Origin of the sequence: Granulicella rosea, from assembly GCF_900188085.1 — a bacterium.
In the GTDB taxonomy this organism is placed as follows: domain Bacteria; phylum Acidobacteriota; class Terriglobia; order Terriglobales; family Acidobacteriaceae; genus Edaphobacter; species Edaphobacter rosea.
In genome coordinates this window covers 75,652-89,263 of the sequence record NZ_FZOU01000009.1, presented here as the reverse complement: position 1 = coordinate 89,263, position 13,612 = coordinate 75,652, and the positions used below count along the sequence as shown (strand labels likewise).

Sequence of the window (13,612 nt, the reverse complement as noted above, 5' to 3'; positions counted from 1 at the left end):
CCCTTACGTTCGCCGTCCGGCGGCTGTCAGGTATTGCATCGAGCGCCGCGCTGCACAATGATGAGATAGGGCTATCTCTTGACCACCGCCGTCACTCCCGAGCGCGTCCTCGTCGTCGAGGACGAACCCAAGATCTCCGACGGGATCTCCGCCGGTCTGCGCGCGGCCGGATACGACGTCATCACCGCCGCCACGGGGGAAGACGGTTTCTTCATGCTGCACAGTCATCGTCCCGCGCTCATGGTGCTCGACCTCGGCTTGCCCCGGCGCAGCGGCATGGAGCTGCTGCAGCAGATCCGCGCGCTCAACCTTCAGCTTCCGATCCTGATCCTGACCTCGAACACCTCGGTCGAGGACCGAGTCGCCGCGCTCGACGCAGGCGCGGACGACTTCCTGCTCAAGCCCTTCTCGGTGCAGGAGCTCTGCGCCCGCGTCCGCGCCATTTCGCGCCGCGGCGTGAAGTCGCAGCCCGCCGCCGTGGTCCATCTCGACGACCTGGAGATCAACCTCGATACGCGCACAGCGTGGCGCTCCGGCACGAAGCTCGAGCTGACGCTGCGCGAGTTCGACCTGCTCGTCTACCTGTTGCAGAGCCGCGGCAAGACGGTCTCGCGCGAGATGCTTGCACGCGACGTTTGGCACGAGACCGCGCGCTTCACCCCCATCGACAACGTCATCGATGTGCAGATGACGCGGCTGCGCCGCAAGCTCGACGATCCCTTCCCGGTGAAGCTGTTGCGCACCGTGCGTGGCGTCGGCTTCATCCTCGGCAGTGCGGAGGAGCCGCGGCTATGATGAGCTTCACGCCCCAAAGCCTGCGGCCCAGAAGCATTCGCGCACGCATCACGCTGTGGCATCTTGGCGTGCTTGCGCTGGTGCTCGCGGTCTATCTCGTCGTCGTCTTCATCTTTCAATACGGCCTGCTGACCTCTCAGATCTACCACGACGAGATGCAGGATATGGAGACCGTCGAAGGCCTGCTGCACTTCGCGGAAGACGGTACGCTGCAGTTGCAGCAGGACTATCTTTCGCACCCCCAGTCGCACCTGCTCATCGACCGCCTGATGGAGGTGCGCGCCGACGACGGCACGGTGATTTATCGCAGCGCCACGCTGCAGGGCAAGCCGCTCGGCGACGAAGACCCTAAGCGGGACGAAGGCGATGGCGCCTTCAACTTCAACGAGCACATGACGCGCCTGCAGAACGGAACCTTCGTGCTCATGATCAGCCATCGCCATCCCGTGCAGGGGCGCATGCTGCTCATCCGCATCGGCTACAGTCTTGCTCCGCTGGCCGACCGCATGCTGCATTTCCTCTTCGCGCTCCTGCTGGCGCTGCCGATCGCGCTGGCGGCCGCCGGGCTGGTGGGTTATCGGTTCGCGCAGCGGGCGCTCGCGCCGCTCGACTCCATGACTTCGCGCGCGGAGCAGATCACGGCGACCAACCTGCACGGCCGTCTCGAGATCGAAGACGAGCACGACGAGCTTGGCCGCATGGCGACCGTATTGAACTCGCTGCTCTCGCGGCTGGAGCGATCCTTCGCGCAGCTTCACCGCTTCACCGCCGACGCGGCGCACGAGCTGAAGACGCCCCTCACCTCGATTCGCGCCGTGGGCGAAGGCGTGCTCGAAGGCGAGCAGAGCCCGGCCGCCTATCGCGAGGCCGTCAGCAGCATGCTTGAGGAGACCTCGCGGCTGAACCAGACGGTCGAAGGTCTGCTGCTGCTCTCGAAGGCGGAGGCTGGCCAGATCGTCGTGCAGCCCACACGCTTCGACCTCCGCGAGCTGGTGGACGAGATCGTCGCGCTGCTCGATGTGCTGATCGACGAGCGGCGGGTCACGATCCGGCAGATAGGCGCGGAGGCCGCACAAACGCCGGTCTCCGCGGACCGCACGCTGGTGCGCACCTGCGTGCTCAACGTCCTGCACAACGCGGTCAAGTTCTCGCCCGAAGGCGGCGTCATCACGGTGGCGTACGAGTCGCGGGAGGAGAACATGCTGCGCCTGTCGATCCTCGACGAAGGCCCCGGCATCGCGGAGTCCGACCGCCAGCGCGTCTTCGAACGATTCTTCCGCGTACGCGCGGTGCGGGCCTCCGGCGCCGACGGCGCAGGTCTCGGCCTCGCCATCGCGATGCTCGCCATCGAAGCCAACCACGGCAAAATCTACTTCGACGCGCGCGAGGGCGAAGGTTCTCTGTGTTACATCGAGATTCCAGCGCCAGCCGTGGCCTGACCGGAAAGGACAGCAAGCCGATGCCGCGCAAGATCCTCATCCTGTTGAACGCCGCGTCCCCCAGGGTCTCGCCTGTCCTCGCCGAGGCCTGCGCCATGGCTGGGCTTGAGCCTCATCTCGCTTTGGATCTCCCGCAGGCTGCGCGGATGGCCTTCGAGCTTCGCCCAACTCTCATCTGCTTCGACCAGCAGCCCTGGACCACCGCCCTGCAGGACTCTCTCTGGCAGATAAACCGGTTACAGAACATACGATCCAGTCGCAAGCTGATCCTCGCCACCGGCGCCACGCTGGACGACTGTGTTCTGGCGTTGGAGGCCGGCGCGGACGACTTCATCCTGAACCCGGTCTCAGCCCGTGAGCTGCATGCGCGCATAAAGGCGCTGTTGCGCTCGCAGGACGCTCTGTCTCACGAGGACGACCCCGTCCGATGCGGAACGCTACAGCTCCACCGCGAGGGCATGGAGGTCGAGATTCAGCATCGGGGCGCGGAGCAGCGCTCGAAGCTAAGCCCACGCGAGTTCAGCCTGCTCGCTTACTTCATGGATCGGCCCGGCCATGTGCTTAGCCGCGACGAGCTGCTCGAAAACCTCTGGTATCCCGTCGGAGAGATCGAAGACCGGCGGGTCGTCGACGTTTACATCTGGCGTCTGCGCGAGAAGATCGAAGACGATCCCACGAGGCCCAGCCGTCTGCTGACCCGGCGAGGCGAGGGGTACTGCCTCGTAGAGCCGAAGGCCTGAGACATCGCTCAGGCATGGGTCGTATGTACCATCCGCGCGACCGTTTTCGATGCTGCCACTGGCAGGCATGCGATAAATGGGTTCAAATAGACTTCGATGCCGCGCAACTCCACCAGACCGAACGCCTCCGCCGCGAAGGCGCAGGCCGCGCCCTCTCCGCAGCGCGCGGTGCGCGAACTGGCGTATGTGGAGGTGGCGTCGAGCGAGCTGACGCGCGACATCAACCGCGATCTGGTGCTCGAATACATCCGCTCGGCGCAGCCCATCTCGCGCGTCGACCTGGCGCGTAAGTCGGGCCTGCAGCCCAGCACCGTCTCCTCCATCGTCGAGCAGTTGAAGGAGGAGCGCTGGGTCAAGGAGGGTGCAACGGTCAAGACGGCGCGCGGTCGGCGGCCCACGCAGATCTCGCTGAACGACGACCTGCTGATCCTCGTCGCGGACGTGCGTCCAACGCAGGCCGTGCTGGCGGTAGTGGATCTGAATGGGCATTTTCTCTCCCGCCTGGTGACGCCGCTGCCGACCGACCCCGCCTCCAGCGTGAAGATCCTCGCCGAGGGCATGAACCGGCTGCGCGCCGAGCATCCCGGCAAGGTCTTCGAGGGCGTTGGCCTGAGCGTGCCCGGCCGCGTCGACCCGAAGACCAACCGGCTCGTGCTGGTGCCAAACCTGAAGTGGAAGGACTACGACATCGGCGGCAAGCTGGCCGAGGCGCTGGGCCTGGGCGTCGAGCTTGAAAACGACGCCAACGCCTGCCTGCTCTCGGAGCTTTGGTTCGGCCACGTGGACGGCCTGCGCAACGTGGTGCTGATCGCCATCTCCGAGGGCGTCGGCGCGGCGGTGCTGGCGGAGGGCCGCCTGGTCGGTGGACGCGACGGCCTGGCGGGGGAGTTCGGACACATCTGCGTCGATACCTCCGGCCCGCGCTGCGAGTGCGGCAAGAACGGCTGCTGGGAGATGTTTGCCTCCTCCCGCGCGGCGCTGCGCTACTACGCGGAGCTGGAGCCACGGGCCGGCAAGCTGACCATGCAGGAGCTCATCGGCCTGGCCGTGAACAAGGATAAGTCGGCGCTCGCGGCGCTCGAGCGGCAGAGCGAGCAGATCGGCAAGGGGCTGCGTATGATTACGGCGGCGCTCTCGCCCGAGGTCATCCTGTTCGCGGGCGATATCACGACCTTCTGGGAGTTCTCGCACGCGATCATCGAGCGCGAGTGCCGGGCCGGTCTGCTGGCAGGCGACGGCCCCCGGCTCCTCTCGATCGGCGATGGCGAGTTGGCGCTGCTGCGGGGCGCCGCCGCCGTGGTGCTGCAGCGGCACTCGGGGTATTACCGGTCCGCGCATGGAAGAAAGCCGCGCGACTAGCCTGTCCTCTGCCGCAGCCCCAGTTCCCGCAACGTGAAACGACTGTCATTCTGAGCGAAGCGAAGAACCTGCGTTTCGCCTTTGCCGTTGCTCGTTCTTGTGTGAAACCACACCACGCGCTCTGTGAGACGCACTTCTTTCAGGCAAGAAAATTATAAGAGGCATCGCGCAATCAGCAAGATGAACGTACGCCGTGGAGTTCGGGGATGCTTTATTCCGAATCCATTTGACGTCCCCTCAAATCCTTGCGTATCGTTGCCCTATCGTTCAACGCCTTCGGACAGGCGGATTATTTTCGACGAACGAATCAAATCGGAGAGATGAACCACGATGAAGGCCGCTTCCGTTCGTGCCCGCCAGATGCTGTTTCTCGGACTGTTCTCCGTCTTGCTGACCCGCGCCTCTGCGCTGGCGCAGACCTCCGCGCCGACAGACCATTGGATCGGCACGTGGGCTTCCTCTCAGATGCAGCCCTATGGCACGGAGACGCTTCCTGCCGGCACGCTCAACGGCGCGACCTTGCGGCAGGTTGTGCATCTCTCGGCGGGCGGCGAACGCCTGCGGCTGCGGCTGGCGAATACCTTCGGCAATCGCGGGCTTGAACTGGGCTCCGTGCATATCGCCCTGCGCGGCAAGGACGGCGCAGCGGGAACGATCGATCCCGCGACCGACCGCGCGCTGTCCTTCCACGGACAGGCCCGCGTCTACATCCCCATGGGCGCGGACTATCTCTCGGACCCCATCGCCTTCCACGTCGACCCGCTCTCGGACCTCGTCGTCACGATGACGATCCTGAATGCGCCGGAGACCCCGACGCTCCACGCCGGCGCTCGCGCGACCTCGTTTCTGCTGCCGGGAGACCATGTCGCGCAGGCTACGTTGCCCTCCCCGCAGACCTTTGCCCGCTGGTACTTTCTTGCGGGCGTCGACGTGAACGCTGCGCCGGGCGCGGCCTCCGTCGTCACGCTGGGCGACTCCATCACCGATGGGCACGGCGCCACGACGGACGCGAACGATCGCTGGCCGGACGTGCTGGCGAGGCGCCTTGCAGGCAATGCCGCGACGGCCTCCACCGGCGTGCTGAACGAGGGCATCGGCGGCAACCGCGTGTTGGCCGACGGCATTGCGACCAACGCGCTTGCACGCTTCGACCGCGACGTGCTCTCGCTGCCCGGAGCCAGCTATCTGCTGGTGCTCGAAGGCGTCAACGACCTCGGCGGCCTCGACCGTACGCAGGAGCATCCGGCAGCCGTGCACCAGTCGCTGGTCGAGCAGCTCGAAGGCGCGTACGCCCAGATGGCGGCGCGCGCGCACAGCCACGGCATCAAGGTCTACGGCGCGACCGTGACACCTTACACGGGTTCGGACTACTACCATCCCAGCCCGCGCTCCGAGGCCGACCGGCAGGCGTTGAACCTCTGGATCCGCACCTCCGGCGTCTTCGACGCGGTGGTCGACTTCGACCAGGCTCTGCGCGATCCCGCACGTCCGGATCATCTTCTTCCCGCCTTCGACTCCGGCGATCACCTGCATCCCTCGCCCGCCGGATACAAGCGCATGGGCGAAGAGGTTCCGCTCAAGCTCTTCAACCGGTAAGGCTCGCGCACGTCGCTTTATTTCCATCTGTGCAATAAAACAGCCATGCCCTCAATCGGGCCCAAAACGAAGATAAGGGTATGCGATATGATCTCCTTCGAAATGGACAAAAAAGTCGTCGTCGTCATCGGAGGAACCTCGGGTATTGGCAGGGCGTTGGCTCTGGGGATGGCGCAGGCTGGCGCGGATGTCGTCGCGTCCTCGCGTTCGGAGAGCGCAACGGCGCGGATGGCGGGAGAGATCGCCAGGCTGGGTCGTCGCACGCTCGCGGCGTCGGTCGATGTGTCGAGCCGCGACTCCATCGCGGCCCTGCATGATAAGGTCGTCGAAGAGTTCGGCGTGGTCGACGTGCTGATCAACTGCGCGGGCATGACCAAGCGCATTCCGACGCTCGACTGCCCCGAAGAGCTGTGGGAGCAGATCTTCGACATCAACCTGAAGGGCACGCTGCGCGCCTGCCAGGTCTTCGGCGGCGCCATGATCGAGCGCGGCCGCGGACGCATCATCAACATCGCTTCGCTCTCCACCTTTGTCGCCTTTCACGAGGTTGCCGCCTATGGCGCGAGCAAGGCTGCGGTCGGGGCTTTGACGCGCTCGCTGGCGGTCGAGTGGGCGCCGTATGGAGTCGCCGTGAACGCCATCGCGCCAGGCATCTTCCCCACCGCGCTCAACAGCAGCATCCTGGCCTCGGAGCGTGGCCGCGAGCTCAAGCTGCGCACGCCGATGGGGCGCTTCGGCGACGCGGACGAACTCATCTCCACCGCGCTCTATCTAGCGTCTGAGCGGAGCAGCTTCACCACGGGGCAGATCGTCGTCGTCGACGGCGGATTCCTCGCCAGCGGAGTGAACCAGTAACGATGAAACCCGCGAAGAAGACCGTGACGACGACCGTACGCCCCGCGCCTTCGCTTCGCGAGCTGGCCTATCTGGAGGCGGCCTCGAACGAGCAGACGCGCGACGTCAATCGCGACCTCGCGCTCGAACGCATCCGCGCGCTGCAGCCTATCTCGCGGGTCGATCTGGCGCGCGCCTCGGGCCTTCAACCCAGCACCGTCTCGTCCATCGTCGAGCAGCTTCTCGAGGAGCGCTGGATCCGCGAGGGCGCGATCGTCAAGACCGCGCGCGGCCGCCGTCCCACGATGCTTTCGCTCAACGATGAGATGGCGATCCTGGCCGCGGATGTGCGCCCCGCGCAGGCCGTGCTCGCGGTCGTGGATCTGAACGGACGCTTCCTCTCGCGCGTCGTCGTTCCGCTGGCGTCGAACGCGCAGCAGAGCGTCGCGGCCATCGCGCGTGCGATGAAGGATCTGCGCGGACAGTTCCCCGGCAAGACCTTTCAAGGGGTCGGCCTGAGCCTGCCCGGCCGCGTCGACCCTGGGAGCAACCGTCTGCTGCTGGCGCCGAATCTCCAGTGGGAGAGCTACGATATCGCCGGCGATCTGAGTGCGAAGCTCGGCCTGCGAGTCGAGCTCGAGAACGCGGCCAACGCCTGCATGCTCTCGGAGTTATGGTTCGGCCATCTGAACAAGATCCGCAACGCCGTGCTGCTGACGATCTCCGAGGGCGTCGGCGCCGCGGTGCTCGCCGAGGGGCGGCTGATCTCCGGTCGTGGCGGTCTTGCGGGCGAGTTCGGTCATGTGGTCGTTGATCCCGCCGGCCCACTCTGCGGCTGCGGCCAGCGCGGATGCTGGGAGCAGTTCGCCTCTTCGCGCGCGGCCCTGCGCTACTACGCCGAACTGGCGCCCGCAGCCGCAAAGCTCTCGATCGGCGAGCTGGTGGCGCTCGCCATGGACGGCGACGCGCCGGCAAAGAAGGCGATCGACCGGCAGGCCATCGCCATTGGGCGCGGCGTCCGGATGCTGAAGGCGACGCTTGCGCCCGACGTCATTCTCTTCGCTGGCGACATCAGCAACTTCTGGCCTATGTCGCAGAGCCTCATCACGTCGGAGAGTCGCGGCGGCATTCCCGTCGACTTCGAGCCGGAGCTGCTCTCGATCGGCGACGGCGAGCTGGCGCGTCTGCGCGGCGCCGTGGCGGTGGTGCTGCAGCGCCACTCCGGTTACTACCGGTCCGGGCATGGAATCGCCAGGCATGGACCGGCGAAGCTCGTTCCCGCGAAGCGCTCAAGGAAATAAGCCAACTTTCAATTTCCCACGCAATGCGCTGGCGCATCGTGTATCGAACATGGTACACATAATTACTTTGATGGCTGGAATTTATCCCGACGGCTACCGCGCCGGGAGGCTACAGCACCAAGATTCTGCACTACGGAGTCCCCTGTCGATGCGCACCCTTCTTCTCGCCACCTTCGTTCTCGCCGGATGGACGCCGGCCGCTTTCGGTCAGACCGATCCCGCGTACAAGAACCCAGCGCTTACTCCGGAGGCGCGCGCGCACGACCTGGTCTCGCGCATGACGCTCGAAGAGAAGGCGATGCAGAGCATCAACACCGCCCCCGCCATCCCGCGCCTCGGCGTGCCGGCGTACGACTTCTGGAGCGAGGGGTTGCATGGCGTCGCGCGCTCGGGTTATTCGACGCTCTTCCCGCAGGCGATCGGCATGGCCGCGACGTGGGACGCGCCGCTGCTTGGGCGTATCGGCGAGGTCGTCTCCACCGAGGCCCGCGCGAAGTACAACGAGGCTGTGCGCAACGACGTTCACAGTATTTATTTCGGACTGACGATCTGGTCGCCGAATATCAACATCTTCCGCGATCCGCGCTGGGGCCGCGGGCAGGAGACCTACGGCGAAGACCCCTACCTGACCGGCACGCTCGGCCAGCGCTTCATCGAAGGCCTGCAGGGGCCGGACCCGCTGCATCCGCGCGTGGTCGCCACGCCGAAGCACTTCGCCGTACACAGCGGCCCGGAGAACGTGCGGCATAAGTTCAATGTCGACCCTTCGCCGCACGATCTGTGGGACACGTATCTGCCGCAGTTCCGCCGCGCCATCGTCGACGCGAAAGCCGACTCCATCATGTGCGCCTACAACGCGGTAGACGGCAAGCCCGCCTGCGCGAGCGACCTGCTGCTGAACGACATCCTGCGCAAGGACTGGAAGTTCACCGGCTTCATCACGTCCGACTGCGGCGCCGTGGACGACTTCTTCGAGAAGAACGCGCACCAGTACTCGCCGGACAAGGAACACGCGGCCGCGACCGGCGTGCTGCTGGGCACGGACACCAACTGCGGTTCGACCTACAAGGCGCTGCCCGACGCCGTGAAGGCAGGGCTGTTGAAGGAATCCGACCTCGATCGCACGCTCGAACGCCTGTTCGTAGCGCGCTTCCGGCTCGGTCTCTTCGATCCGCCGGCAAAGGATGGCTACGGAAAGATCCCGTTCAGCGAGGATCGTTCGCCCGAGCATCTCGCGCTCTCGCTTAAGACCGCGCATGAATCGATGGTGCTGTTGAAGAACGACGGCATCCTTCCGCTGGCGCCGGGCCGATACAAGCGCATCGCCGTCATCGGGCCGAACGCCGCGTCGCTCTCGGCGCTCGAAGGCAACTACAACGCCGTCCCGAAGAACCCGCAGATGCCGGTCGAGGCGCTGCGCGCTGCGTTCACCGGCGCGAAGGTCATCTTCGCCGAGGGCGCGCCCTATGCGGATGGCGTGCCGCTGCCCGTGCCTTCGACGATGCTGCGCCAGCCAACGGGCAATGGCGCCGGGCTCCGTGCGGAGTACTTTGCCGGCGCGCCCGAAGGCAAGCCCGCTGCTGTTCGCACGGACGACCAGATCGACTTCGACTGGAACTCCGCCTCGCCCGTCGCTGGGCTGAAGCAGGACGACTTCGCCGTGCGCTGGACCGGTTACCTTCTGCCGCCGATGGCTGGAGACCTCGAGTTCAACATGCGCCTCGCGCATTGCTATCCCTGCGGCGATCGCGAGCACTTCACCGTCAAGATCGATGGCAGGGAGGTAAGCGCCTACGGGACGTCAGCCGAGGAGGGTCGCGAGAGCACCACGCCGCGCTTCCACGTCAACTTTGCCGACACCAGGCCGCACCGCATCGAGGTCGTCTACACGCACAGCGCGCCGCTCTTTGGCGGTGGCATCACGCTGGAGTGGGTGCCTCCAGCGGGCGTGTTGCAGAAGGAGGCCGTCGCCGCGGCCCAGGCGTCTGACCTGGTCGTTGCAATGGTCGGGCTCTCGCCGGAGCTTGAAGGCGAGGAGATGAAGATCCAGGTCCCGGGCTTCGCGGGCGGCGACCGCACCGACATCCAACTGCCGGCCAGCCAGGTGAAGATGCTGCAGGATGTCGCCGCGACGGGCAAGCCCATGGTCGTCGTACTGCTCAATGGCTCGGCGCTCGCGGTGAACTGGGCGCAGGAGCATGCGAACGCGATCCTCGAGGCATGGTATCCGGGCGAGTTCGGCGGCAAGGCCATCGCCGATACGCTGCTGGGCCGCAACAACCCCGCAGGCCGCCTGCCTGTCACCTTCTATGCCTCGGTCGACGACATCCCTGCGTTCGACGACTACGCGATGAAGAACCGTACCTATCGCTACTTCACCGGCACGCCGCTTTACCGCTTCGGATACGGCCTCAGCTACACGCGCTTCGCCTACGCCAATCTGAAGATCGACCATGCGAGCCTGAGCGCCGGCGATACGCTGACCGCAACGGTGGAGGTGAAGAACACGGGTCCGGTGGCGGGCGAAGAGGTTGCGCAGCTTTATCTTGTGCCCCCGGCCGCGGGCAATGGCGGGTTGTCGCCGCATCTGCAGCTTGAGGGCTATCAGCGCGTCTCGCTGAAGCCGGGCGAGAGCCGCAAGCTGACATTCACCCTGTCGCCGCGCGACCTGTCCGAGGTCGATGCGCAGGGCGTGCGCTCGGTGCAGCCGGGCAGCTACTCTGTCGCGGTGGGCGGCGCGCAGCCGGGGGACAAGCAGGCGCCGGCGGCTTCCGTGTCGGCTCAGTTCACGATCGCGGGTACGGCGGCGATTGCGCGATAAGAAAGTTTGAAGGAAGGATTTGCAATGAAGATTACCGCCGCACGCCTGATCGTCTGCTCGCCGGATCGCAACTTCGTCACGCTCCTCGTCGAGACGGACGAAGGCCTCACCGGCCTGGGCGACGCTACCCTGAATGGGCGCGAACTCGCCGTGGCCGCATACCTTGAAGAGCACGTGCTCCCCTGCCTCATCGGTCGCGATCCCTCGCGGATCGAGGATATCTGGCAGTACCTCTATCGTGGCGCGTACTGGCGGCGCGGGCCGGTGACCATGACGGCCATCGCTGCGGTCGACATGGCGCTGTGGGACATCAAGGGCAAGGCTCTCAACACGCCGGTCTATAACCTGCTTGGCGGCGCGAGTCGTCAAGGCTGCCTGGTCTACACGCACGCCAACGGCGCGGACATCGCCGAGGCGGTCGACTCCGTCCAGAAGCACATCGCGGAGGGCTACCTTGCCGTGCGCGCGCAGGCCGGGGTGCCGGGCGTCGCGTCGAGCTACGGCGTGCCCAAGGGCGGCAAGGCTTACGAACCGGCCGAGCGCGGCCTGCCCAGCGAGAGCCTCTGGTCGACCGAGCGTTACCTGAACTTCGCGCCCAAACTCTTCGAGCAGGTGCGGCTTGCGGCTGGCGAAGACATCCACCTGCTGCACGACGTCCACCACCGGCTGACGCCGATCGAGGCGGCGCGGCTGGGCAAGTCGCTCGAACCCTATCGTCTCTTCTGGATGGAGGATCCGACGCCCGCCGAGCTGCAGGATGGCTTTGCGCTCATCCGCCAGCACACGACCACGCCCATCGCCACGGGCGAGGTCTTCAACTCGCTGTGGGATTGCAAGGAGCTGATCGAGAAGCAGCTTATCGACTACATTCGCATGACCGTCGTGCATGGCGGGGGTATCACCCATGCGCGCAAGGTCGCGGACTTCGCGGCGATCTATCAGGTCCGCACCGGATACCACGGCGCGACCGACCTCAGCCCCGTCGCCATGGCCGCGGCGCTGCACGTCGGGCTTGCAATTCACAACTTCGGCATCCAGGAGCACATGGCGCACACCGCGCTGACCGACGAGGTCTTCCCCCATGCCTACAGCTTCCAGGCGGGGTACATGCATCCGGGAGACAGGCCCGGTCTCGGCGTCGAGATCGACGAAGCGCTGGCCTCCCGCTATCCTTACCAGCGAGCGTATCTTCCGGTTGCCCGCAAACTGGATGGGACGCTGACCGACTGGTAGTTTCGAACACTTTACCGGGCGGGCTTGGCAACGTTGCGAACCGCCGCTACACTCTTAGACAACCACCGAGGATCGACATGTCCAATACCGTATTCAGCCCGTTCGAAACCGTGAAGTTTGAAGGTCCCTCCAGCGACAACGCCCTTGCCTACCGGTACTACGACGCCGATCGCGTCGTGCTCGGCAAGCCCCTCAAGGAACATCTCCGCTTCGCCGTGGCCTATTGGCACTCGCTGGCGATGACCGCCTCCGATCCCTTCGGCGGCCCGACGATCCACCGTCCCTGGAACGAGCCCGGCGACCCCATCGCGCAGGCCAAGGTCAAGGCCGATGCCGCCTTCGAGCTCTTCCGTGTGCTCGACCTGCCCTTCTACTGCTTCCACGACGCCGACATGGCGCCCGCCGCCCCGACCCTCGCCGAGACGCTCAAGAACTTCCACATCATGGCCGACTACCTCGGCGAGAAGATGTCCGGCTCGAAGACCAAACTGCTCTGGGGCACGGCGAACCTCTTCTCGCATCCGCGCTTCATGGCCGGCGCCTCGACCAATCCCGACCCGGATGTCTTCCGCTGGTCGGCCGCGACGGTCAAGCACTGCATGGACGTCACCAAGCAGCTCGGCGGCTCGAACTACGTGCTGTGGGGCGGGCGCGAGGGCTACGAGACGCTGCTGAACACCGACATGAAGCACGAGCTTGAGCAGATGGGCCGCTTCCTCTCGCTCGTCGTCGAGTACAAGCACAAGATCGGCTTCGACGGCCAGATCCTGATCGAGCCCAAGCCGAAGGAGCCCACCTCGCACCAGTACGACTTCGACACCGCGACGGTCTTTGGCTTCCTGAAGAAGTACGGTCTAGAAAAGGAGGTGCGGGTGAACCTGGAAGCCAACCACGCCACGCTGGCCGGTCACAGCTTCGAGCATGAGATCGCGACCGCCGGCGCGCTCGGCATTCTCGGTTCGCTCGACATCAACCGCGGCGACGCGCTCCTCGGCTGGGATACGGACCAGTTCCCCAACGACCTGTGGACCATGACCATGAGCATGTACCACGTCATCAAGGCCGGCGGCCTGGGCAAGGGCGGTTGCAACTTCGACGCGAAGGTGCGGCGCCAGAGCTTCACCGCCGAGGACATGATCCACGCACACGTCGGCGGCGCGGACCTCTGCGCACGCGCCTTCCTCACCGCCGCCAAGCTGATCGAGGACGGTAAGTACGACGCGCTGCTCACGGAGCGTTATGCCGGCTGGCAGACTCCCGAGGCAAAGTCGTTACTCGACGGCTCCACCTCACTCGATCAGATTGCCGCCAGGGCAGAGGCAGAGGCAATCGATCCGCAGCCGCGCTCCGGCAAGCAGGAGCAGATCGAAAACCTGCTCATGCGTTCGATCTACACCGACAATGTCTAACCCGAAAACATAACGACTCAGAGAGCTTAAAGCTGACAGCTTTAAGCTCTCTGAGTTTGTTCTCTTGAACCCAGCAAAACCGCGA

10 protein-coding genes are annotated in these 13,612 nt (G+C 65.4%); all 10 read left to right on the top strand.

The window, feature by feature from the left end:
• The first annotated feature begins 78 nt into the window (after positions 1–78).
• Complete coding sequence (locus CHB87_RS19055) at positions 79–795, top strand: response regulator transcription factor (protein ID WP_089410044.1); 717 nt, start codon at positions 79–81, stop codon at positions 793–795.
• The gene (locus tag CHB87_RS19050; protein ID WP_089410043.1) at positions 792–2,234 is read left to right on the top strand and encodes a sensor histidine kinase; all 1,443 of its coding nucleotides are present in this window, start codon (positions 792–794) and stop codon (positions 2,232–2,234) included. The genes CHB87_RS19055 and CHB87_RS19050 overlap by 4 nt, the downstream gene beginning before the upstream one ends.
• A gap of 20 nt (positions 2,235–2,254) precedes the next feature.
• Complete coding sequence (locus tag CHB87_RS19045; RefSeq protein ID WP_089410042.1) at positions 2,255–2,974, top strand: winged helix-turn-helix domain-containing protein; 720 nt, start codon at positions 2,255–2,257, stop codon at positions 2,972–2,974.
• 96 nt (positions 2,975–3,070) lie between these two features.
• On the top strand, positions 3,071–4,333 hold the full coding sequence (locus CHB87_RS19040) for an ROK family transcriptional regulator (RefSeq protein ID WP_089410041.1): 1,263 nt from the start codon (positions 3,071–3,073) through the stop codon (positions 4,331–4,333).
• Between the two features lie 330 nt (positions 4,334–4,663).
• A complete protein-coding gene (locus CHB87_RS19035; protein ID WP_089410040.1) occupies positions 4,664–5,929 on the top strand; it encodes an SGNH/GDSL hydrolase family protein in 1,266 nt (421 codons plus the stop codon).
• A gap of 87 nt (positions 5,930–6,016) precedes the next feature.
• Positions 6,017–6,784 carry an SDR family NAD(P)-dependent oxidoreductase gene (locus CHB87_RS19030; RefSeq protein ID WP_089410039.1) on the top strand — a complete coding sequence of 256 codons (768 nt, stop codon included), beginning with the start codon at positions 6,017–6,019 and terminating at the stop codon, positions 6,782–6,784.
• A gap of 2 nt (positions 6,785–6,786) precedes the next feature.
• The gene (locus tag CHB87_RS19025) at positions 6,787–8,064 is read left to right on the top strand and encodes an ROK family transcriptional regulator (protein ID WP_089410038.1); all 1,278 of its coding nucleotides are present in this window, start codon (positions 6,787–6,789) and stop codon (positions 8,062–8,064) included.
• 148 nt (positions 8,065–8,212) lie between these two features.
• On the top strand, positions 8,213–10,885 hold the full coding sequence (locus CHB87_RS19020) for a glycoside hydrolase family 3 C-terminal domain-containing protein (RefSeq protein ID WP_089410037.1): 2,673 nt from the start codon (positions 8,213–8,215) through the stop codon (positions 10,883–10,885).
• A gap of 24 nt (positions 10,886–10,909) precedes the next feature.
• Positions 10,910–12,118 (top strand): D-mannonate dehydratase ManD, encoded by a 1,209-nt coding sequence (gene manD, locus CHB87_RS19015; RefSeq protein WP_089410036.1) that lies wholly within the window; start codon positions 10,910–10,912, stop codon positions 12,116–12,118.
• Between the two features lie 77 nt (positions 12,119–12,195).
• Positions 12,196–13,527 (top strand): xylose isomerase, encoded by a 1,332-nt coding sequence (gene xylA, locus CHB87_RS19010; protein ID WP_089410035.1) that lies wholly within the window; start codon positions 12,196–12,198, stop codon positions 13,525–13,527.
• Positions 13,528–13,612 lie beyond the last annotated feature (85 nt).

What these genes read in the sequence shown, in the direction of transcription:
- CHB87_RS19040 (WP_089410041.1), top strand. Translation starts at nt 3,071, where the DNA reads ATGCCGCGCAACTCCACCAGACCGAACGCCTCCGCCGCGAAGGCGCAG.
- CHB87_RS19045 (WP_089410042.1), top strand. Translation starts at nt 2,255, where the DNA reads ATGCCGCGCAAGATCCTCATCCTGTTGAACGCCGCGTCCCCCAGGGTC.
- CHB87_RS19035 (WP_089410040.1), top strand. Translation starts at nt 4,664, where the DNA reads ATGAAGGCCGCTTCCGTTCGTGCCCGCCAGATGCTGTTTCTCGGACTG.
- CHB87_RS19050 (WP_089410043.1), top strand. Translation starts at nt 792, where the DNA reads ATGATGAGCTTCACGCCCCAAAGCCTGCGGCCCAGAAGCATTCGCGCA.
- xylA (WP_089410035.1), top strand. Translation starts at nt 12,196, where the DNA reads ATGTCCAATACCGTATTCAGCCCGTTCGAAACCGTGAAGTTTGAAGGT.
- CHB87_RS19025 (WP_089410038.1), top strand. Translation starts at nt 6,787, where the DNA reads ATGAAACCCGCGAAGAAGACCGTGACGACGACCGTACGCCCCGCGCCT.
- CHB87_RS19020 (WP_089410037.1), top strand. Translation starts at nt 8,213, where the DNA reads ATGCGCACCCTTCTTCTCGCCACCTTCGTTCTCGCCGGATGGACGCCG.
- CHB87_RS19030 (WP_089410039.1), top strand. Translation starts at nt 6,017, where the DNA reads ATGATCTCCTTCGAAATGGACAAAAAAGTCGTCGTCGTCATCGGAGGA.
- manD (WP_089410036.1), top strand. Translation starts at nt 10,910, where the DNA reads ATGAAGATTACCGCCGCACGCCTGATCGTCTGCTCGCCGGATCGCAAC.